We start from the raw sequence: 21,558 nt of genomic DNA, 5'->3' as shown, positions 1-21,558 counted from the left end.
GGGGGAAAGTCATGAAGCATTACCGCACTGTCTCCACCCTGCCGGCGCGCAGCCTGTTGTGCTGCGCTCTGGCCGCCTCGTTGCTGGCCAGCACGCCAGCCATGGCACAGTCCAGCAACGCGACGTTGCGCGGCCAGGTCGCCGCGGCACAGGCCGGCACCACCGTGACCGCGACCAATGTCGCCAACGGCGCCGTCCGACGCGTGCCCACCGGCGCCGACGGTAGCTACGCGCTGGTCGGCCTGCCTCCGGGCACCTACAAGGTGGACGCCGGCCCCGGCAGCGAGCAGACCGTGACCTTGTCGGTGGCCTCGTCGGTCACCTTGAACCTGGGCGGCGCGGCGGCAGCCGCACCTGCCGGCGATGCGACGACGCTGGACGCGGTGCAGGTCACCGCCACCACGCTGCAGGAGGTCAAGACCTCTGAAGTGGGCACCAACGTGTCGCTGAAGCAGATCAGCACCGTGCCGCAGCTGACGCGCAACTTCCTGGAGTTCGCCGACACCGTGCCGGGCATGCAGTTCGAGACCAACTCCAACGGCAACAGCCAGATCCGCGGCGGCGCGCAGGGCAGCTCGGCGGTGAACGTCTACATCGACGGCGTTGGCCAGAAGAGCTACCTGTTCGGCGGCGTGTCCGGCCAGGAGCAGAGCGCGGGCAATCCGTTCCCGCAGCTGGCCATCGGCGAGTACAAGGTCATCACCTCCAACTACAAGGCCGAGTTCGACCAGGTGGGTTCGGCGGCGATCGTTGCCTCGACCAAGTCAGGCGGCAATGAATTCCACGGCGAGATCTTCGGGCGCACCAGCAATACCGATTTCCGTGCGCGCCAGGCCGATGAGCGCGCCGGCGCACCCAATGCCGACGGCAACAAGCGCAAGACACACCAGGACGAATACGGTTTTGCGCTGAGCGGGCCGATCGTGCAGGACAAGGCGCATTTCTTCTTCAGCTACGAAGGCAAGGGCTTCGAGGTCTCGGCCAACCCGGTGGCCGTGCCGGATCGTTTCAGCACCTTCGCCGATGACCTGCCGGCCGGCGTGCAGAGCCGGCTCGGCTCGGTGACCCGTCCGTTCAACGAAGACCTGTACTTCGGCAAGGTGGACTGGGACATCGGCGAGAACGATCGTTTGGAGCTCACCGGCAAGTACCGCGACGAAGAAAGCCGCGACAGCGTCGGCGACCAGACCACCGCGATCGCCTCCAAGATCAATCTCAATACCGAGAAACGCTTCGACCTGCGCTGGCAGCATTACGGCGAGCGCTACGTCAACGAAGCGCGCGTGTCCTATGAAGACGTGTTGTTCAATCCCACCGCCTACACCCTGGGCAGCCAGACCGTCTACACGCGCGGCATCGCCGAAGACGACGTGCTGCTCAACGACGGCGCTACCAGCGGCCTGGCGATCCAGCGCAAGGGCCAGAAAGGCCCCAGCTTCCAGAACGATCTGACCTTCAACAACCTCGAATGGCACGGCAACCACGTCATCAAGATGGGCGTGAAGTACAAGGAAGTGGAGCTGACCCAGAGCGAAAACTCTGCGGCCAACCCGTCGTTCTATTACGCAGTGGGCGATGGCGTCGGCACTGCGGCCACGCCCTATCAGGTGCGCTTCAATCTGCCGTTCGCCGGTGCCGCGCCGTCGGTGACCACCACCAGCAAGCAGCTGGGCCTGTACATCCAGGACGATTGGGACGTCAACGACAAGCTGCAGTTGAACCTCGGCGTGCGCTGGGATGGCGAAAAGATTCCCTCGTACCTGGACAACGTGACCCCGCCGGAAGTGGTGGCGGCCTTGAACGGCCCCGGCACCGATCCCGCGGTGAGTGCCACCTACGCTGAGCAGCTCGCCAAGGGCGGGGTGAACATCAACGACTACATCAGCAACGGCCGCAATCGCAAACAGGACAACAACAACTTCGCGCCGCGCCTGGGCTTTTCCTACGATTTCCGTGGCGACGAGTCGCTGGTGCTGTTCGGTGGTGCCGGCCGCAGCTACGACCGCAACCTGTTCGACGTGATGGGCCTGGAGCAGATCAAATCCGCGCTGGCGCAGTACACGATCCGCTTTGCCGAATCCACCGGTTGCACGCCTGCGCCCGGCACCTGCACCAACTTCAATCCGGCCTTTCTGAGCAACCCGGACAGCCTGGGCAACCTGGTCGACGCGCGCGTGCGCAACGGCGAGATCAATCTGCTCAACAACGATCTGAAAACGCCGTATGCGGACCAGTATTCGCTGGGCCTGCGTACCCAGCTGGGCGACTGGAACACCTCGGCGACGGTGTCGTATATCCACAGCAAGGATGGTTTCATCTTCACCCTGGGCAACCGCTATGCCAACGGCGATTTCTTCCAGAACGGCGGCCAGGCATTCGGACAGACGCCCAGGGGCTTCGGCAACCTGATCATCGGCAACAACGGCGTGGAGACCAAGACCGGCCAGCTGCTGCTGTCGGCGGACAAGGCCTATACGCAGGAAAGCGGCTGGGGCTTGACCGCGGCGTATACCTTCTCGCGCGCACGCGGCAATCGCGGCAACGACGATCGCTACGGCTTCGATGCGGCCACCATCGCCGACTACCCGTTCCTGGACCTCAACGCGGTGCCGCGCCACCGCCTGGTGCTCACCGGCATCTACGACCTGTTCTGGGGCATCAGCGGCTCGGCCAAGCTGACCCTGGCCACGGTGCCGCCGCGCAACGAGGCGATCTCCTACGACCAGTACGGTGGCCCGAATTCGGACAATATCCGCGTGGTCTCGGTGGATGCGCCCGGTGGCAAGTTCATCGCAGGCGGCGACATCTTCGGCACCCGCCAGCTGGATCTGTCGTTGTCCAAGGACATGCACATCACCGATGCGGTGACCGTGCAGGTGCGCGGCGATCTGATCAATGCGCTGAACTTCCGCAACTACGATCAGTACAGCATCGACTGGGGCAGTGCCGGCATTTACGACCCGCGCGTTAGCATCAACCAGTACGGGGCGATGTCCACCCCGCCCCGCACATTGTTTATGAGCGCGCGCATCATCTGGTAACGGCTGGCTGGACGGCGCCCGGTGCCTCGGCGCCGGATGCCGTTGGTTGCCAAACCCGTCGTCGATCACTGCACGGCCCCATTGCACCGGGGAGGGACCGCCTGCAGGTTTCATGAGTTTGCTTATCGGCAGTGTGTCCACGCAGCGCGTTGCTTGATGCGAGCGATGCTGTAGGCAACACGCTTCCTTCGCGATCGTTTTTGTTGTGTTTGCAGTCTCTGCTGTCTGTTGCCGCTGTACCCGTTCCGTCCACACCAAGCACCAACCTGACGCGCCAGTCACTTCACTGGTTCGCGCTTTACCCCTGGGAGGGGGAAAGTCATGAAGACTCACCGCACCGTCTCCACCCTGCCCGCACGTAGCCTGTTGTGCTGCGCCCTGGCTGCCTCGTTGTTCGCCACCACCCCGGCCATGGCCCAGTCCAGCAACGCTACGTTGCGCGGCCAGGTCGCGTCCGCGCAAAGCGGCAGCGAGGTCGTCGTCACCAACCTCGCCACCGGCTCGGTGCGACGCGCACCGGTCAATGCCAACGGCAACTACACCATCGTCGGTTTGCAGCCGGGCACCTACAAGGTCGAATCCAACGGCGCCAGCCGCACGGTGACCCTGTCGGTGGCCTCCAGCGCCACCGTCGATCTCGGCACGGAGGCGGCAGCGCCGGCCGGCGATGCGACCACGCTGGACACGGTGACGGTCAGCGCGCCGATGATTCGCGACGTGAAAACTTCGGAAGTGGGGAACACCGTGTCGCTGCGCCAGATCCAGCAGCTGCCGCAGGCCACGCGCAACTTCCTGGAATTTGCCGACACCGTGCCGGGCATGGTGTTCACCATCGACCAGGACGGCAACACCAAGTTGCGCGGCGGTGCGTCCAACGCCAGCTCCAGCAATCTGTACATCGATGGCGTGAGCCAGAAGAGCTACGTCTCCGGCGGCGGCATTGCCGGCCAGGACGAGACCCAGGGCAATCCGTTCCCGCAGTTGGCGATCGGCGAATACAAGGTCATTACCTCCAACTACAAGGCCGAGTACGGCCAGATCAGCGGCGCGGCCATCACTGCGGCAACCAAGTCCGGCACCAACGAGTTCCACGGCGAGGCGTTCTACCGCTTCACCAATCAGGACCTGCGTAAAGAGCGCCCGGACGAAGCCGACGGCAAGGTCGATTCGCAGACCAAGGAATACGGGTTTGCGATCGGCGGACCGCTGATCCAGGACCGCATGCATTTCTTCTTCGCCTACGAAGGCAAGGACAACGTCGCGCCCAAGAGCGTGCAGCCCAGTGCCGAAGCGACGCCCTTCATCGGGCTGTTGCCGTCGAACCTGCGCGATCAATACGGCGCGTCGAACATGCCGTTTAGCGAGGACCTGTACTTCGGCAAGATCGACTTCGAACCGACCGACAACGATCGGATCGAATTGGCCACGCAGTACCGCGACGAAACCCAGGTCAGCAACGTGGGCGGCCAGAACGCGCCCGACCGCGCCGTGGACAAGGTCAACAAGGACAAGCGCACCAGCCTGCGTTGGCAGCACAGTGCCGATGGCTGGTTCAACGAAGCCATCCTCACCACCGAGGATTCGCGCAATCTGCCGACGCCGCGCGGCGTGGGCAATGGTTCGATCTACACCTACATCGATCGCACCCAGGCCGACCCGCGCCAGTGGGTGTTTCTCAATACCGGCGCCGCCAGCGGCGAAGACTTCAAACTGCGTAGCCAGAAGGGCTGGTCGTTCCAGAACGACCTGACCTTCAATGCGCTGGAGTGGCACGGCGAGCACACCATCAAGACCGGCGTGACCTACCGCGACATCAAGCTGACCTCGCGCGAATCCAGCTCGCTCAATCCGCAGTTCAGTTATGAAGTCGGCCAGAACGGCGTGGCGCCGGTGCCGTTCCAGGTGCGCTACATCCGTGCGTTCGACAATCCCGGCCAGCTGCCGGTGGTCGAATCGCCGTCCAAGCAGTACGGCATCTATCTGCAGGACGACTGGGCCGCCACCGACAAGTTGATGATCAACATCGGCGTGCGCTACGACTACGAAGACACCCCGGCCTACACCGACTTCGTGACCTCGCAGCCGTTCGTGGATGCGCTGTATTCCGACGACCCGGCCAACCCCGGTCAGCCGTGGGCCAACCGCCTGCTGCCCAGCGGCGTCAACGTGGCCGATTACATCAGCACCGGCAACAACCGCAAGAATTTCAAGGATGCCTGGGCGCCGCGTCTGGGTTTCTCGTACGACCTGTTCGGCGATGAGGCGGCGGTGATCCACGGCGGCGCCGGTCGTTCCTACGACCGCAATCTGTTCGAGCAGCTGGCGCTGGAATCGGTCAAGGCCGCGTTGTCGCCGGTGGTGGTGTACTTCAGCGATGCCGCCAGCGGCCAGGGCTGCTTCCGCGACGACCGTGTCTGCGCCCCATGGAATCCGGCGTTTCTCAACGGTATCGATCAGCTCAATACGATCGATGGCACCAACGACAGCTCCGAGCTTTTCATGTTCAAGAACAAGCTCAAGACCCCGTACAGCGACCAGTACAGCATCGGCATCAGCAACCAGGTTGGCGACTGGCTGACCGATGTCACCTTCCAGCGCATCCTGTCTTACGACGGCCTGGTGATGAGCCTGGTCAACCGCTATCCGAACGGCGCGTATTTCGATGCCAACGGTGGCGTACCGTGGGGCGAGCCGGTGCCCGGCTATCGCAATACGATCATCGGCGACAACGGTCTGGAGCAGCGCAGCAGCCAGGTCTTGCTGTCGGCCGAAAAGCCCTACACCAAGGAATCGGGTTGGGGCTTGAACCTGGCGTACACGCATACCAGCGCGCGCCAGAACCGCAACATCGACGAGCCGTTTGCGTTCGACAAGGCCACCATCCGCGACTACCCGTTCGTGAAGTCCGATGCGGCCTCTGCGCATCGCTTCGTGGCTTCCGGCTCGCTGGATGGTCCGTGGGGCGTCACCTTCGGCGCCAAGCTGGTGTTGGCCACGCCGGAGCCGATCAACACGATTGCCTGCTACGGCTTTACCGATCCCGATGGCGGCACCTGCCAGCAGGTCGGCGTCGTCCCGCCGGGCAACGGCAAGTTCCTGCTGGGCGGCAAGATCTGGGGTTATCGCACCGTCGATCTTCAGGCCACCAAGGACTTCACCGTGGCTGGCGACTTCAAGCTGACCGCTCGGGTCAACGTGCTCAACGCGTTCGACTTCAAGAACTTCACCCAGTACGAGTACAACAGCTTCGGCAGCAACGGACGGCTTGACCCGGATATCACTGTTGTCAACAACGGCGAGATCAGCTACGTGCCACGCAGCGTGATCTTCGAGGTGGGCGCAAAGTTCTGATCCAACGTAACCTGCACGCGCATACGCTTGGATGCGCGTGATTCGAACGGGGCCGATTGGCCCCGTTCGCCTATCAGCTCCTGGAGCGGCTGATAAAACGTAATGAGCAGTCGTCAGGTGGGTGCGTCAACGCATGCAAATGCGTGCTGCACATCGCACCGGTTGCAACCGCCAGGTAGTGCGCGCAGACGTTTTGTCAGTGGCTTTTATTTCTCTTGAGGACCGGACTTCCATGATCCCCGCTCCGCTTCGCAACATCGTCATCGTCGGTGGTGGCACCGCCGGCTGGATGGCGGCCGCCGCCTTCGCGCGCGTGCTTGGCCCCGGCTTCAACGTGCAGCTGATCGAATCCGAACAGCTCGGCACCGTGGGCGTCGGCGAGGCCACCGTGCCGCACATCAAAGCCTTCAACAATCTGCTCGGCATCGACGAAGCCGAGTTCGTGCGACAGACCCAGGGCAGCTTCAAGCTCGGCATCGAGTTCGTCGACTGGCAGCGGCCCGGCACCTCGTACATCCACGGCTTCGGCACCCAGATCGGGCATCCGCTCGGGCTGTTGCCGTTCCATCAGTACTGGATCAAGCAACACCTGCGCGGCAAGGCGCAACCGCTAGGCGCGTACACGCTCAATACCGTGGCCGCCGTGCGCGGCAAGTTCATGACCTCGGCCGGCGATGTGCCGGCCAATTCGCCGTTGGCCAACATCGCCTACGCGTACCACTTCGATGCCTCGCACTACGCGCGCTTTTTGCGCAGTTATTCGGAACAGCGCGGCGTCACGCGTATCGAAGGCCTGGTCGAACAGGTTCAACTGCATCCGGACACCGGCCACGTGCAATCGCTGCAGCTGGCCTCCGGACAAGTAGTCAGCGGCGACTTGTTCATCGACTGCTCGGGCTTTCGTGGGCTGTTGATCGAAGAAGCCCTGCACACCGGCTACCACGACTTCACCCATTGGCTACCCTGCGATCGCGCACTGGCGGTGCCGTGTGAAAACGTCGGCCTGCCCACGCCGTACACGCGCTCCACCGCGCGCGCGGCCGGCTGGCAGTGGCGCATTCCGCTGCAGCACCGCACCGGCAACGGCTATGTGTATTCCAGCGCACACATCAGCGACGACGAAGCGGCCGCCACGCTGCTCGCCAACCTGGATGGCAAAGCGCTGGGCGATCCGCGCCCGCTGCGCTTCACCACCGGGCGGCGCAAGCAGTTCTGGAACCGCAATGTGGTGGCGCTGGGCCTGGCGAGCGGCTTTCTGGAGCCACTGGAATCGACCAGTATCCATTTGATCCAGGCCGGCATTTCCAGGCTGCTGGAGTTGTTTCCGCGCGAGGGCATCAGCCCGGTGCTGGTGCAGCGCTACAACGACCGGCTGGCGTTCGAGTTCGACCGCATCCGCGATTTCCTGGTGCTGCATTACCACGCCACCGAGCGCGACGACAGCGCGTTCTGGCGCCACTGCCGCACCATGCCGATCACCCCGGAGCTGCAGTTCACCCTGGACCTGTTCCGCGACAGCGGGCGCTTCTACCGCAATGCCGAGGAAATGTTCGCCGAGATCAGCTGGGTGCAAGTGATGGTGGGCCAGGGCGTGCTGCCGCAGGGCTATCACCCGCTGGTGGACCAGGTGCCCGACCATGACGCCGAACTCTTCCTGGCCAGCATCGCGCAGACCATCGGCCACTGCGTGGATGTCATGCCGACCCACCAGCAGTTCATCGATCGCTATTGCAAGGCGGCGGCGCCGCGTTGAACGATGGCGCAGCGTCGCACTCGTCGCGCGCACCAATCGGCAGGCAAAAAAAAGGATCGGGCACAAGGCCCGATCCCTTCGAAAACCGGGACAAGCCCGGTGGACAATGAGTGGCACAGCTTCCGACTGACATCGGACGAGGGGCATCGTACGCAGCCCTTAACGTTAAAGCAACACTTTAATTCTACCGAATTAACTTATTGATTTTATTAGCCAGCGGATGCCATCAAGCGCCTCCCACTACGCCTGGCGCTGCCCCAATGCCGTACGAATCTCGGCCTGGATCGCATTCGCCGCCGCCGCCGGATCGGCAGCCAGGCGAATCGGGCGGCCGACCACGATGGCATCGGCGCCGTCGTTGAACGCCTGCGCCACGCCCACAGTGCGTTGCTGGTCGTCGCCGACCGGGCCGCCGGGGCGGATGCCGGGGCAGACGATCGAAAAGGCCGGGCCGGTGGCGCGGCGGATCGGGCCGGCCTCCTGGCCGGAGGCGATCACCCCATCGATGCCGGCGGCCTGCGCGGCCAGCGCGCGCTCCACCACCACCTCCACCGGTTCGCGGTCGATGCCCATCGCCGCCAGGTCCGGCCGGCCCATCGAGGTCAGCACCGTCACCGCCAGCAGGCGCATGTCGCCGTGGTTGGCCTCGGCGGCGGCCTGCAGCATGCCGGCGTGCCAGCCGTGAATGGTGCAGTAGCTCACCGGCCACTGCGCCAGGCGGCGGATGGTGCCGGCCACGGTGGCGGGGATGTCGAAGAACTTCAGGTCGACGAACACGCGCTTGTTGCGCTTGGCCAGGGCGTCGAGCACGTGGAAGTACTCGCCGGAGGCCAGCAGCTCCATGCCGATCTTGTAGAACGCTACCGAGTCGCCCAGCCGGTCCACCCAGGCGATCGCCTCGTCATGGCTGGGCACATCCAGCGCGAAGATCAGCCGCTCGTGCGCGGCCAGCGGCAACGGTGCGCGGCTCATCGGGCCACCTCCAGCGCGGCGCGCTTGGCGTCGTGGCGCTGCTGCCAGGGCTTGCTGAAGTCGTTGTTGAACTGCGCCGGCTCCCAGCCGCCGTAGCTAGGATTGGGCAGCATCCACCAGCGCTCGCCGAACCAGTCGTGATATTGCTGCAGCAACGCACCACGCGCCTGGCTGGTGTTGGCGGTGACCTGCACGAAGTCGCCCAGCTGGTCGCCGAACTGCATCAGCACGCGGTACTTCTGCCCGGCAAGCTGGCGGCGGCAGTTTTTTTCGCTGCCATTCTGCTCGCAGCCCTGGACCACCGTGCCCAGGCCCAGAAACACGCTGTCATCGGCCACCGGCAGCCCGACGCTGCGCAGGTTGGCCAGCGTGGCGTCCTTGAGATGCACGGCGCGGTTGGAGATATAGATCAGGGTGATGCCGCGGGCGTTGGCGGCCTTGGCGAAATCCACCACGCCGGGGATCGCGGTGGCCTTCTTCTCGGCCACCCACTGGTCCCAACTCAGCTCGTCGTATTCCTTGCCGTCGCGCAGCAGGCGCGCCTGGTAGGGCGAGTTGTCCAGAACGGTCTCGTCCACATCAAGCACCACCGCCGGCTTCAGCCCGGTGGCGGCATTGCCGCGTTCTTCCGGTACCAGCGCGTCCCAGTTGGATTGTTTGAGCGCGGCATCTAGTTTGTCGGCGGCGGCGCGGTAGGTCTGCTCGGCCACCGCGCGGTATTCCTCCGAGCGCTGCATCCACAGCACTGCGTTGAGATTGTCGTCGCCGGCCGGTGCGGTGGTGGCTGCGGGCTGCGTGGCGGTCTTGGCGGCGGCGGCGCTGGCGGCCGCATTGGCGGACACGGCGGCACCCTGCGCACGCTGGGCCAACTCCTTGTCGCTGGGCTTGCAGGCGCTCAAGGCCAGCACGGTGCAGGCGAGCAGGGACAACGGGGCGTAAAGCGAGGGGCGCATGGCATCCACCAGAACAGGAGCGGCAATGAAGTCGGCGATTTTAGCGGGTTCGTGTGCCGACGCTTCCATCGCACTGCTGGCAGCGCCCGCGAGCAGGATCGGTATGCTTGCGGGCTGATCGCCCCCGGAGTCACCCATGACAGACGCACCTACCCCGCCCGTCCTCGATACCGCCCAGGCCCGCGTGCTCGGCTGCCTGATCGAAAAAGAGGCGACCACGCCGGATGCGTATCCGCTCACGGTCAACGCCGCGCAAGTGGCCGCCAACCAGAAGACCGCGCGCGAGCCGGTGCTGAATCTGCAGACCGGCGTGGTGCATCACGCCTTGCGCCAGCTGGAAACCCTGGGCCTGGTGCGCCAGCAGTTTTCCTCGCGCGCCGAGCGCTACGAACACCGGCTGGGCAGCGTGCTGGATCTGACCCGGCAACAAGTGGCCGTGATTGGCCTGCTGCTGCTGCGCGGCCCGCAGACGCTGGGCGAGTTGTATGCACGCAGCGAGCGGCTGGTGCGTTTCAACGATGCCGACGACGTGCGCCACCATCTGGACCGGTTGATCCAGCGCAACCTGGCGGTGCAACTGCCGCGTGCCAGTGGCCAGCGCGAGGAGCGCTATGCGCATCTGCTCAGTGGCGAACTGGATGTGGAAGCGCTGCAGGCGGCGGCTGCGCGTGCCGCACCGAGTTTGCGCAGCAGCGCCGACAGCAGCGAGCTGGAAGCGCGCGTGCACAGCCTGGAAGCCACCGTCGCCGATCTGCAGGATGCGCTGGCTGCGGTGCAGGCACGCCTGGAGGCCGCTGGCGCCTGAGGGCGCTGTTCTCCTGTCGGAGATGTCCACTTCACTTCGCCGCCCATCATCGGATCGCAGCCCGCGCACCGACCGGCCAGGCCGACAGACGACGTCCTTGCCGACTGGTGATGGCGCACGTTGCGGCCACCCGCTTAGGTCGGCGTATCCACCTCGTCCCAATCGGCATCTTCGAAGTGCAGCAACCAGTTGAGGGTGTAGTGACGCTCGTAGACCACGCCGGGCACGATGCCGGCCGGTGGCGGTTGCTGGGTCTGGCCGGCCTGGCGCACCGCCCAGTGCAGGCGCAAGTGCCGGTCCAGCGCATCCAGCAGTTCGGGTACTGGCCGTAGCGTCAGCGACGGCCGCGTCACTGCTTCGGCATGCTCCAGCGCGCGCTGGGCAGCCGAGGGCACATCGCACAGGTCGGTTGGCTCCGGCAGCGCGTCGGCCAGCCCCAGGGCCCACTGCAGCACGGCCAGGCTCTCGTAGCGCCAGCCGAAGTTGGCGAGCTGCTGCGGCTCCGGCGCAGGCTGGGCAAAAAAGGCGCGCTCCTGCGGCGACAGTGCCACCGCCACGCCGGGCAGGCGGGCGTCCATCTCTTCCAACGCCGGTGGCGTATCGCCGGCGGCCAGCATCTCCGCGCGCAAGGCCACCGCAAACAATGCCAGCATGCGCTGCGTCACCGCCGCCGCATCGCGCACCCGTGCTTCGGCCTCGCCAGGCACCGGCGGCAGGCTGGGTGGCACGCGGATGCCTTGCGCGGTCAGCTGCGCAAGTTGCTGCGCACGCCGCTGCAAGGCATCCGGCGGATACGGCACCTGCGCCTGCTCATCGATCGCCGGCTCGCCCTGGCTGATCAGCACCCGCCCGTGCGGATCGCGCACGCTACCGTCGGCCAGGAAACACACCGCGTTGGCCTGCTCGGCCCACTGCGCCAACTCCCCGAAAGCCGCATCGTCGACCTCGAAAGTGAAGTGCTGGCGTACCCGCTGCACGTGCCGCATCAGGTGATAGCGCGGCTGGGTCATCTGGCCGTCGCCGGCCTGACTCACGTAGCCGACGAAGCCATGCAGATGCGTGGCCAATTCCGGATCGGCGTGGTCGCGGTGCTGCACGGCGGCGCGCGGCAGGAAATCCGGCCACAACGGCTCGCGCAGCGTGGAATAGGCGTTGACCAGCAATGGCATGCAAGTGTCCTTGTCGGGGCGATGGACACAACGACGGCGCTCATCGCCAGGCAGGTGCGGTGCGGAGTCGCTGCGCCGCTCGTCCACCGAAATGCCTGCGCGCCGTGCCCGCCGCGCTGACGATTGTTTGCTGCGTTGTGTCGGCCGCGTTCAGCGGTGAGAGTCGCCGCCAGGGTGCCGCAGGCCTGCCCGGCTGTCCATGTCGGCCGGAGCGAGCGCGATCGTGTAATACAGCACCGGATGGTCCTCCTGGCTCAACACGCGCAGGCCTTGCCGCTGCAATCCGAGTTTTTCCAGCGCGCGAATCGAATCGGCATTGTCCGGCGACACGATCGCGCACAACTGCGGCAACCCCAGCACATCGCGCGCATGGTCCAGCACTGCGCGCCCGGCCTCGCTGACATAGCCCTTACCGCGATGCTCGGGCAGCAGCGCAAAGCCGATATGCGGCACCGGCAAGGTATCGCGGCACAACAACCCCAATGTGCCGGCAAACGCCCCTTCGGCGCGTGTCTCCACCGCCCAGTGCGCAAAGCCGTATTTTTCCTGGTGCGCCTGCGCCCACTCACGCAGATGATCACGCGCCTGCTCGCGGGTGCGCACACCGCGGTCGTTGATGCCGGCGATGAAGCCGGGGTCGTTGACCAGCGTCAGCACTGCGTCGGCATCGCGCTCGGGATCCAACGTACGCAGGCGCAAACGCGGGGTTTCGATCACGACAGTCACGGCGCACTCCAGCATCAGGGCAAACCAGACTGCCGTGCAGGCGTGTCGCTGGCAAGCCTGCACGGTACGCAACAACCGCTAGTCGAACAACGCCTGGATCGCCGCCAAGCCCGCACTGGCGCGCTCCTTCTTGCGCTCGGCATCGGCCACCGGGTCGGCGCCATCGCGCTGCAATTCTTCGGCCGGGATCTCGTCGAAGAAGCGGCTGGGCTTGAGCCGCACATGCTCGCCGAACTTGCGCGTCAATTTGCTGTGGCTCATCCACAGCTGCTCCTTGGCGCGGGTGATGCCCACATACAGCAGCCGGCGCTCTTCCTGCAGGTTGCCTTCTTCCAGGCTCACTTCATGCGGCAGCACGCCGTCTTCGCAGCCGACGATGAACACGTAACGGAATTCCAGGCCCTTGGACGCGTGCATGGTCATCATGCGTACCTGGTTGCCGCCATCGTCCTTGTCGTTACGCGACAACAGCGCCAGCTGCGCGGCCAGATCGCTGGCACTTGCACCACGCGGGCCGCCTTCGAACCACTCGGCCAGCTCGTCCAGATTGCGCTTGCGGCGCTGGAAGCCGGTTTCGTCCTTGGACTGATTGCGCAGGTCGTTGAGCAGGCCGGATTTGTCGGCCAGCATGCGCACCAGTTCCCCCGCCGGCAGCCTGGCCGAATGCTCGCGCATATCGCGCAGGATGTCGGTGAACGCACTCAGGCCATTGGCCGCACGCGGCGGCAGATGCTGCAGCGCGCCCATCGACTCGGCCGCGCGCGACATCGGTACCGACTTCGCACTGGCAAGCTCGGCCAGCCGCGCCAGCGAGGTCGCACCGACCTCGCGCTTGGGCGACTGCACTGCGCGCAAAAACGCCGCGTCATCTTCGGGGTTGACGATCAGCCGCAACCACGACAGCACATCCTTGACTTCCTGCCGCTCCAGAAACGCAGTGCCGCCGGTCAGGTGATACGGCACGCGCAGCAGCTGCAGCGCCTTTTCCAGTGGCCGCGATTGGAAATTGCCGCGAAACAGGATGCAGAAATCGCTCCACGGCACCTGCTTGGCGGTACCTAGGAACGATATTTCAGCGGCGACTTTTTCCGCTTCGTGCTCGCTGTCGCGGCATTCCCACACGCGGATGCGCTCGCCGTCGGCCTGGTCGCTCCACAAGGTCTTCAAATGCTCGTGCGGGTTGTGCGCGATCAAGGCATTGGCCGCACGCAGCACGCGGTTGGAGCAGCGGTAATTCTGTTCCAGCTTGATGATTTCCAGCGCCGGATAATCGCGGCCCATCTGCTGCAGGTTTTCCGGATTGGCACCGCGCCAGGCGTAGATGCTCTGATCGTCGTCGCCCACGCAGGTGAAGTTGCCGCGCGGGCCAGCCAGCATCTTCAACAGCCGGTACTGCGCATCGTTGGTGTCCTGGCACTCGTCCACCAGCAGGTAGCCGATGCGTTCGCGCCAGCCCATCACGATCTCTTCGTTGGCTTCCAGGATCTGCACCGGCAGGCGAATCAGATCGTCGAAGTCCACCGCATTGAAGGTGGTCAGCCGCGCCTGGTAGCGCTCGTACAGGCTGGCCGCTTCCTTCTCGCGGTTGCTGCGTGCCGCGGCCATCGCCTGTTCGGGCGACATGCCGGCGTTCTTGGCCCGCGAGATCAGATTCTTGGCGTCCTCGATCGCATCGGGCTTGGCGCCGTGCATCAGGTCCTTGATCTGCGCGGCGGCATCGTCGGAATCGAAGATCGAAAAGCCGCGCTTCAAACCGGCAGCGGCGTGTTCGATCTGCAGGAACTTCAGCCCCAGCGCGTGGAAGGTGCAGATGGTCAGCCCCTCAGCGCCATCGCCACGGATACGCTTGGCCACACGCTCGCGCATTTCCTTGGCCGACTTGTTGGTGAAGGTGATCGCGGCGATGCGCTTGGCCGGATAGCGGCCGATGGCGATCAGATGCGCGATCTTTTCCACGATCACGCGCGTCTTGCCGCTGCCGGCACCGGCCAGCACCAACAAGGGACCTTCGCAGTGCAGCACTGCGGCGCTTTGCGGGGGATTGAGACCGTGCATAGAGGCTTCCGACAGAGCGGGCCATTGTACCGGCGCCGCGTCGGGCGAGCCGGCGGTGCCGGTTCATGCTGCCTAGCCAGTACCGCATGCCGCGCGGCCCGGTAAAATCCACCGATGGCCAAGCTCTATTTCTACTATTCGGCAATGAATGCCGGCAAGACCACCACCTTGCTGCAGTCCGCGCACAACTACCGCGAACGCGGCATGCGCACGTTGATCCTCACGCCCAAGCTCGATCACCGCGCCGGCAGCGGCGTGGTGGCCTCGCGGATCGGCCTGCGCGCGGACGGGCGCACCTTCGATCGCGATACCGAGTTGCAGCAGCTCATCGAGCGCGACATCCAGGCCGAGGGTGCGCTGCATTGCGTCCTGGTCGACGAGGCGCAGTTTCTCAACCGTGCGCAGGTCTGGCAGTTGAGCGAGGTGGTCGACCGCCTGCGCGTGCCGGTGCTCTGTTACGGGTTGCGCACCGACTTCCGCGGCGAGCTGTTCGAGGGCAGCCAGTTCCTGCTGGCCTGGGCCGACGAGCTGGACGAGATCAAGACCATCTGCCACAGCGGCAGCAAGGCCACCATGACCGTGCGCGTGGACGCGCAAGGGCATGCGGTGCAGGACGGCCCGCAGGTGGAGATCGGCGGCAACGAGCGCTACGTGTCGGTCAGCCGTGCCGAGTTCAAGAAAATCATGCGTGGCGAAGGCCGCATCGACCCGCTGCAGATTGCACTGCCGTTGCCGCCTGCGGGGGCGTAACGCCCCACCGCCTCATTCTGCCAGCGGCGCAGCGCGGTGCTGGAATGCCGCTCATACAGCGGGCGATGCCGATCCTCTGTGCGGGCTGTCATCGACAAATCGGCCGACGACGGTGGCATCGCTACACCGGAGCCATCGTCTACCGACTGACCATTAGCCAACGCGTCGATGGCAGCCTCCATGAGTGATGAGTCGGTGTCACCACGCCCCGATATTTCCCCGCTGTCAGCGGGCAGCGCGCAGTGATGACTCACTGAAGAATTCAGCCGAAATGCCGTTAATCATCTGGTCCGCTATGCGCTTGTGATGCGCCGTTAAACCCTTGCAGGCATTCAATCGCCGCCGCATATCCGCGCCCCACCAACAAGCGTATCGTTTGCCCCAGCGTTGCAGCGATCTACATGCAACCAAGCTCAACCACAGTCCTGTAAGCTTGCGACCATCCATTTGTCGGGAGGCAATATATGGGTCCGCTTCCCTCCGAATTACGTGCAGATATCGCGCGTGTTGGCCGGCTATCGTCGGTCCCCGATGTGCTGACCATCCTTACTCGTCTGACCGGCATGGGGTTCGCCGCCGTCGCGCGCGTGACCGATACGCGCTGGGTAACCTGCCAGGTGCGCGACGACCTGTCCTTCGGTCTGCTGCCTGGCGACGAACTGCCGCTGGTCACCACTTTTTGCGACAGCGTGCGCATCCAGGGCAATGCGGTGTGGTTCGGCCATGCCTCGGAGCACCCGGTCTTCCGCGACCATCCTTCACCGCGGCTCTACGGCTTCGAAAGCTATGTCTCGGTGCCGATCAAGTTCGACGACGGCAGCGTGTTCGGCACCTTGTGCGCGCTGGACCCGTTGCCCCGGGTCATGGATGCGCCGTTGGTGGAAAAGGTCGAGCTGCTGGCGCAACTACTGGCCGCGCAGATCCAGGCCGAGCAGCGTGCCGAAGAGAGCGCACAGGAATCGCTGCGGGCACGCAGCGAACTGGGGCGCATCGGTGCCTCGGCGCGCCTGCGCGAAGAGTTCATCGGCATCCTTGGGCACGACCTGCGCAACCCGCTGCAATCGATGCACGCCGTGGTGGACGCGCTATTCATCGACCCGCTCAACCAGCGTCAGGGCGCCTCGCTACGCTCGATGCAGCGCAGCCTGCGGCGCATGGAAGAGCTGATCGACTTCGCCAGCGATTTCGCGCGTGGCATCGAACGCGACTGGCTGCAGCTGGACTACGGCAACGGCAGCGACCTGCTCGACGCGCTCTCGCAAGTGGTCGACGAAACACGCGCCGCGTACCCCAACCAGGTGCTGTCCACGCATGTGGCCATCGACGAACCGGTACATGGCGATGCCGTGCGCCTGGCGCAGATGTTCGGCAGCCTGATGATCAACGCGGTGGTGCAGGGTCAGCAGAGTTCGCTGATCAAGGCGGTTGCAGTGACCGAGAACGGCCGCCTGCGCATCGAAGTCTGCAATCTGGACGGCATCGATCCGCGCCGGCTCGATGTGCTGCAAGCCTCCACCCATGTACACACCCCCGGACGGGCATTGCCGGAAGTCGATCTGGGTCTGCATATGGCCGCCCAGATCGCCCAGGCCCATCAAGGCGAACTGCGCATCACCAGCGGCAAAGACGGCACCTGTTTCCGTGTAGAGCTGGCCTGCGTGCGCCCGCTTGCACGCATGCAACTGGTCAACAGCGCGACGTCGGCCTGAGCCGGGCGCGTCGGCGGTGCATCAATAACTGCGCGGCTGTCACGCGGCCGCGGTCGATATTCCAAATCGGCGGTCTGGCATCACGCTGTTCGTAAGTCACTGACGATGGTGCCACTTATCGGTCGCGCAGCATGGCTGCGCGACGTGCCTGCGCCCTAGTAAATCTTGCGCTCGCTCGCCGGCGGCGGCGTCCACTGGTACAGCCAGGTTTCTGTCAGCGGCTTGCCATTGCCGCGCAGGAACAGACGGATATCGATCTGCTGGGTGCTGTCATCTGGCGGCACCAGGTCGAACATCGCCCGATAGCCTTTGAGTTCATGCAGCGGACGCGCCGATACGATCTCGGTAGTTCCTCGCGACACCTGGATGATGGCCTCGACCTTGGTCTTGGAATCCTTGACTAATGCAGCCAAGTCGCCGCCCGCGAAATCCACCGCAAACCGCCACGAGAAATGGCTGCGCTTCTGCCCGACGATGCCGCCCAGGCCGGTGCGTGTGGCCACGCAATGCGCCAACGGCGAGCTGGCCGGCGGGTGCGCGCCCCAATACAGGCGATATCCCATCAGCAGTTCCTGCCCCGGCTGCGGCTTGGCCTGCGGATTCCAGAACGCCACGATGTTGTCGAAGGTCTCGTCCACGGTCGGAATTTCCACCAGTTGCACCGAGCCCTTGCCCCAACCGCTTTTCGGCTCTACCCACAGACACGGGCGCTTCTCATAGAACACGCCATCGTCCTGGTAATGGTCGAAATTGCGATCGCGCTGCAGCAGCCCGAACCCGCGTGGATTCTCGTCCACAAACATGTTGAAGCGCAGCTGCGGCGGGTTGCACAACGGCCGCCAGATCCACTCGCCGCCGCCGGTCCACATCGCCAAGCCATCGGTGTCGTGGATCTCCGGGCGCCAGTCCCAATCCATCCGGCTGTCGTTTTCGCCCACCTGGTACATGCTGGTGCACGGGCCGATGCCGAGCCGCTCGATGGCCTTGCGCGGATACAGCGCGCTGTCGATATCCATCACCAGCACCTCGCCATTGGTGATGGCAAACCGATACGCACCGGCAACACTGGGCGAGTCCAGCAGCCCGTACACCACCACAGTGTCCGAATCGTCCGCTGGCTGCTCCAGGTAATAGGCGATGAAATCCGGAAACTCCTCCGGCCCACCCGTTCCGGTATCGATCGCCAAGCCACGCGCCGACTGCCCGTACTGGCCTTCCTTGCCTACCGCACGGAAATAACTCGCGCCCAGAAACGCCGAAAAGTCGCGGTCGGTGTCCTTGCGCGTGTTCAGACGAAATCCTGCAAACCCCAGGTCTTTAGGCAACTGCTTGCCGCCCAGCCCGCTGCTGCCGTAATCGAACGCAGCCGGGTCATAGGCCAGCTGCTGCGCCTTGCCATCGACGATGTCGTAGATGTGCACCGGGGTATGGAAGTACAGCCCCAGGTGGAAAAACTTCGCCTGAAACTTGCCATTACCATCGGCCCACAACGCGTGGTCCTGGCGGTAGCGGATCGACTGGTACTGATCCCAGTTCAAGGCTTCAAGCGGTCCGGGCAGCACCTGCTTGTGGCTCTTGTACGGCGCCTTGGCCAACGCCTGCGCCTGGCCTTTGAGCCAGGCATAGTCGAACGGTTGCGGCTGCCCCAACCGACGCAGGCCCACTGCCTTGGCCGCCAATGCCCATTGCGGCAACGCCGGCAAACCGAGCGCGGCCAGAGCGGCAGCGGCATTTTTCAGGAAGTGGCGTCGTTGCATGCGCATCGATCTGATCAGGGAATGGCGACATCATAGCCACAGCCCGGCGTGCACGTGAATGCGATGCTCAGGGCGCCGCTGACGAAGACGCGCACGCGTTTCTCAGCCCCAGCTCTTTCGCCTTGCTGCACAGGAACTGTCGCTGTGCCTGCTGTTCGTTAGGACTGCTGTAACGCAGCAAGGTCCACTGCTCCTGCGCCTGCATCTGAGCACCGGGTGCAAGCTGCCGATACGGCGCGTGCACCTCCATTTCCAGCAGTCCTTGCTCGGGGTGCTGTGGTGGCGCATCCAGATACAACTCCACCTGCCCTTGTTCAGGGTGAATCGCCGCCAGTGGCTGATGCGTAAAGCGGATCACCAGCACCTGACCACCTGCAAAACCCGCCATCCAGCCAGCCGAAGGCTGCAGCAACAGCTTGCCGCGCTGGATCAGCCCGTCCTGCCGTGTATCGGCACTCAGCACGAAGACGCCCTCGTGATGGCGATACGTCGGCGCAGTCGTGCCAGCCTCCGTCGGCGGTTGAACGCGGATATCAGCCGCATTGGCCACCGGGACGAAGACACGCGTACTGGCTGCAACCCGCGTGTTGAACCACAGATCCCAAGCGATAGGTTGTTTGCGGATATTGCGTGCAGTGGCCTCCACCTCCACGGTATCGGCACGCGTGGATGAGAGCGCAACACGCTTGCGTAGTTGTACACCGGTGACCGGACTGGGTACGCCTTCCAGGATCAGTTGATTGCCATTGCGTGTAACCGTGCGTGTGGTTGCCAACGACAGATACGGATCCGGCGGCCACACTGCAGCTGCGGCTTTACGTGCGGGGTTGACCTGTTGATGCAGCCACCACTGACTCTGCGGCCCTACCCAGATATCGTGGCCCAGATATGGGATATCGCCTGCAGTGGCAGAGACCTCCGGCGCAGGTTGCTGGTCTACGGCGATGCCCGTCTTCAACACGTTGGGGTGTCCACTCAAATTGAAGGACAGCACTCGCCCACCGAGCGCAGGCGTGGCACTGAACTCGATAACCTCGTTGTGCAGCTGGATGCGCTCGATTGCGGCCTTGGGGCTGGACGCAAGCTCCTCGGCACACACACTTGCTGCAGGCTGCAACGTAAATGCACCAACAGCAATAAGCGGCACGAAGCGACGCAATAAGGCAGGCATGTACAACTCCAATCGCAGGACGCAACGATTGTGGCGCGATGCAGAGCCACGCACCAGCGAGCCATCGGTGACTGCGGTTCTGAGTGCGCCCTTCGCGTTGACCTTGAGGCTGCTCGCCAGACGCCGTCGCTGATCCAGAACTGGATACTGTTGTTTCGATCAGCGCGTGTGACCTAGCCCGCTGTCAACGTTGGCAACTCCCGCACCACACCGTCGCGCGTTGTCCGATAGTGGCGTGTTTCAACACACGTCCACATTGCTTGCAGGCCTCACCCTCACGCCCATACACCGTGAGTTCCTGCTCGAAGTAACCAGGCGCACCGTCCGGGCTAATGAAATCACGCAACGTCGTACCTCCCCGCTGGATCGCATATCCCAGAATGTCTTTGACTGCTGTAGCCAATCGTCGGTAGCGGTCCAAAGATACTTTTCCAGCCTCTCGCAAGGGGCTGATTCCCGCGCGATGCAGGCTTTCGGCAGCGTAAATATTCCCCACGCCGACGACGACTGCTTGATCCATCAGAAAGGTTTTCACCGCGGCCCGACGGCCACGTGCCAGTGCATGCAGATAATCGCCAGTAAATGCATCCGATAATGGTTCGGGACCAAGTGCAGCAAGCAACTCGTGCACCTGCGTATCGGATTGCCACAGCAGGCAGCCGAATCGGCGCGGATCGTTGAAGCGCAGCACGCGTCCATTTTCCAAACTGATATCCACATGATCGTGCGCACGCGGCAATGTATCGCCAGGCAACACGCGCAGACTTCCGGACATTCCAAGATGCAGCAGCGCACTGCCGCCAGCATCGGTATCGATCAACAGATACTTGGCGCGACGTCGTACGTTGGTAATGGTGGCGCCAGGAAGCAGCTGCTCGATCTGCTCGGGAATGGGCCAGCGCAGATTCGGTCGTCGCAGGATGACGCCATGAATCCGTTGGTCAACCAGATGCGGGGCCAGGCCGCGCATAGTGGTTTCGACTTCGGGAAGCTCAGGCATGCAGATATCCAATAGGCGGGGCCGGCGATGTTGCCGACGTGATGGATATGGTGGCAGAGCCAGATAAACCCAAATCTCGTCTGAGCCAGATCTACGCTTGGACGTCAGTTTGACTACTGCAGTCTCGTCCAGCACCGCTTCGCGGATGTTCAAACGCAGCTGGTATCAGAGCGACATTTGCAGATTTTTCTGTCGCCTTCCTGTCAACTTTCGGTTCCCGGCCTTGGCCTCGGCTTATCGCGCCGAATTCCACGCAAAAAGAAACCCCCAATCCTTTCGGACTGAGGGTTTCGGGTAAAGCCCCTGGCGATGACCTACTCTCGCATGGCTTGAGCCACACTACCAT

The 21,558-nt window shown here is 64.0% G+C and carries 14 protein-coding genes; 6 read left to right on the top strand and 8 right to left on the bottom strand.

Features of this window, described 5'->3' with window-relative positions; translation table 11 throughout:
• The first annotated feature begins 11 nt into the window (after positions 1-11).
• The 3 genes from ABS769_RS18840 to ABS769_RS18830 all read left to right on the top strand — a co-directional run bounded on the left by ABS769_RS18840 (position 12) and on the right by ABS769_RS18830 (position 8,145).
• On the top strand, positions 12-3,041 hold the full coding sequence (locus ABS769_RS18840) for a TonB-dependent receptor (protein ID WP_317061400.1): 3,030 nt from the start codon (positions 12-14) through the stop codon (positions 3,039-3,041).
• A gap of 321 nt (positions 3,042-3,362) precedes the next feature.
• Positions 3,363-6,392: a TonB-dependent receptor gene (locus ABS769_RS18835; RefSeq protein WP_317061399.1), complete on the top strand. Its 3,030-nt coding sequence runs from the start codon at positions 3,363-3,365 to the stop codon at positions 6,390-6,392.
• A gap of 232 nt (positions 6,393-6,624) precedes the next feature.
• Entirely contained in the window at positions 6,625-8,145 is a 1,521-nt protein-coding gene (locus ABS769_RS18830; protein WP_317061397.1) for a tryptophan halogenase family protein, read from the top strand.
• A gap of 240 nt (positions 8,146-8,385) precedes the next feature.
• Here ABS769_RS18830 and pyrF read toward each other — a convergent pair whose 3' ends face one another.
• Complete coding sequence (gene pyrF / locus ABS769_RS18825; RefSeq protein WP_317061396.1) at positions 8,386-9,117, bottom strand: orotidine-5'-phosphate decarboxylase; 732 nt, start codon at positions 9,115-9,117, stop codon at positions 8,386-8,388.
• On the bottom strand, positions 9,114-10,079 hold the full coding sequence (locus ABS769_RS18820; RefSeq protein WP_317061435.1) for a 5'-nucleotidase, lipoprotein e(P4) family: 966 nt from the start codon (positions 10,077-10,079) through the stop codon (positions 9,114-9,116). The genes pyrF and ABS769_RS18820 overlap by 4 nt, the downstream gene beginning before the upstream one ends.
• Positions 10,080-10,206: 127 nt before the next feature.
• Between ABS769_RS18820 and ABS769_RS18815 the strand changes: the two genes are divergently transcribed.
• Positions 10,207-10,875, top strand: a complete 669-nt coding sequence (locus ABS769_RS18815; protein ID WP_317061395.1) for a YceH family protein — start codon at positions 10,207-10,209, stop codon at positions 10,873-10,875.
• A gap of 134 nt (positions 10,876-11,009) precedes the next feature.
• Here ABS769_RS18815 and ABS769_RS18810 read toward each other — a convergent pair whose 3' ends face one another.
• From ABS769_RS18810 to ABS769_RS18800, 3 genes are all read right to left on the bottom strand, one after another.
• Entirely contained in the window at positions 11,010-12,044 is a 1,035-nt protein-coding gene (locus ABS769_RS18810; RefSeq protein WP_317061393.1) for a DUF4272 domain-containing protein, read from the bottom strand.
• A 150-nt stretch (positions 12,045-12,194) separates the two neighbouring features.
• Positions 12,195-12,785, bottom strand: a complete 591-nt coding sequence (locus tag ABS769_RS18805) for a GNAT family N-acetyltransferase (protein ID WP_317061392.1) — start codon at positions 12,783-12,785, stop codon at positions 12,195-12,197.
• 63 nt (positions 12,786-12,848) lie between these two features.
• Positions 12,849-14,825: a UvrD-helicase domain-containing protein gene (locus ABS769_RS18800; protein ID WP_317061391.1), complete on the bottom strand. Its 1,977-nt coding sequence runs from the start codon at positions 14,823-14,825 to the stop codon at positions 12,849-12,851.
• Positions 14,826-14,939: 114 nt separating this feature from the next.
• On the opposite strand from ABS769_RS18800, the gene ABS769_RS18795 reads away from it, so the two are divergent.
• Together ABS769_RS18795 and ABS769_RS18790 are read left to right on the top strand one after the other, a co-directional pair.
• Positions 14,940-15,575 (top strand): thymidine kinase, encoded by a 636-nt coding sequence (locus ABS769_RS18795; protein ID WP_006452668.1) that lies wholly within the window; start codon positions 14,940-14,942, stop codon positions 15,573-15,575.
• A gap of 464 nt (positions 15,576-16,039) precedes the next feature.
• Positions 16,040-17,284: a GAF domain-containing sensor histidine kinase gene (locus ABS769_RS18790; RefSeq protein WP_317061390.1), complete on the top strand. Its 1,245-nt coding sequence runs from the start codon at positions 16,040-16,042 to the stop codon at positions 17,282-17,284.
• A gap of 155 nt (positions 17,285-17,439) precedes the next feature.
• Here the strand turns inward: ABS769_RS18790 and ABS769_RS18785 are convergent, their stop codons facing one another.
• From ABS769_RS18785 to mutM, 3 genes are all read right to left on the bottom strand, one after another.
• Complete coding sequence (locus ABS769_RS18785; RefSeq protein WP_317061389.1) at positions 17,440-19,041, bottom strand: glucan biosynthesis protein; 1,602 nt, start codon at positions 19,039-19,041, stop codon at positions 17,440-17,442.
• 67 nt (positions 19,042-19,108) lie between these two features.
• Positions 19,109-20,212, bottom strand: coding sequence for a DUF4380 domain-containing protein (locus ABS769_RS18780; RefSeq protein ID WP_317061388.1), 1,104 nt, complete (start codon positions 20,210-20,212; stop codon positions 19,109-19,111).
• Positions 20,213-20,396: 184 nt separating this feature from the next.
• Positions 20,397-21,212, bottom strand: coding sequence for a bifunctional DNA-formamidopyrimidine glycosylase/DNA-(apurinic or apyrimidinic site) lyase (mutM, locus tag ABS769_RS18775; protein ID WP_317061387.1), 816 nt, complete (start codon positions 21,210-21,212; stop codon positions 20,397-20,399).
• Positions 21,213-21,558: the final 346 nt, after the last annotated feature.

The organism is Xanthomonas hortorum (genome assembly GCF_040279205.1).
Taxonomy (GTDB): Bacteria; Pseudomonadota; Gammaproteobacteria; order Xanthomonadales; family Xanthomonadaceae; genus Xanthomonas; species Xanthomonas hortorum_F.
Note: the sequence above shows the minus strand (reverse complement) of the source record. Positions and strands in the feature narration are given on the sequence as shown.

Excerpts from the sequence above, each read along its gene's own strand:
- ABS769_RS18840 (WP_317061400.1), top strand. The coding sequence starts at position 12 with ATGAAGCATTACCGCACTGTCTCCACCCTGCCGGCGCGCAGCCTGTTG.
- ABS769_RS18835 (WP_317061399.1), top strand. The coding sequence starts at position 3,363 with ATGAAGACTCACCGCACCGTCTCCACCCTGCCCGCACGTAGCCTGTTG.
- ABS769_RS18830 (WP_317061397.1), top strand. The coding sequence starts at position 6,625 with ATGATCCCCGCTCCGCTTCGCAACATCGTCATCGTCGGTGGTGGCACC.
- pyrF (WP_317061396.1), bottom strand. The coding sequence starts at position 9,117 with ATGAGCCGCGCACCGTTGCCGCTGGCCGCGCACGAGCGGCTGATCTTC.
- ABS769_RS18815 (WP_317061395.1), top strand. The coding sequence starts at position 10,207 with ATGACAGACGCACCTACCCCGCCCGTCCTCGATACCGCCCAGGCCCGC.
- ABS769_RS18810 (WP_317061393.1), bottom strand. The coding sequence starts at position 12,044 with ATGCCATTGCTGGTCAACGCCTATTCCACGCTGCGCGAGCCGTTGTGG.
- ABS769_RS18805 (WP_317061392.1), bottom strand. The coding sequence starts at position 12,785 with ATGCTGGAGTGCGCCGTGACTGTCGTGATCGAAACCCCGCGTTTGCGC.
- ABS769_RS18800 (WP_317061391.1), bottom strand. The coding sequence starts at position 14,825 with ATGCACGGTCTCAATCCCCCGCAAAGCGCCGCAGTGCTGCACTGCGAA.
- ABS769_RS18795 (WP_006452668.1), top strand. The coding sequence starts at position 14,940 with ATGGCCAAGCTCTATTTCTACTATTCGGCAATGAATGCCGGCAAGACC.
- ABS769_RS18790 (WP_317061390.1), top strand. The coding sequence starts at position 16,040 with ATGGGTCCGCTTCCCTCCGAATTACGTGCAGATATCGCGCGTGTTGGC.
- ABS769_RS18785 (WP_317061389.1), bottom strand. The coding sequence starts at position 19,041 with ATGCAACGACGCCACTTCCTGAAAAATGCCGCTGCCGCTCTGGCCGCG.
- ABS769_RS18780 (WP_317061388.1), bottom strand. The coding sequence starts at position 20,212 with ATGCCTGCCTTATTGCGTCGCTTCGTGCCGCTTATTGCTGTTGGTGCA.
- mutM (WP_317061387.1), bottom strand. The coding sequence starts at position 21,212 with ATGCCTGAGCTTCCCGAAGTCGAAACCACTATGCGCGGCCTGGCCCCG.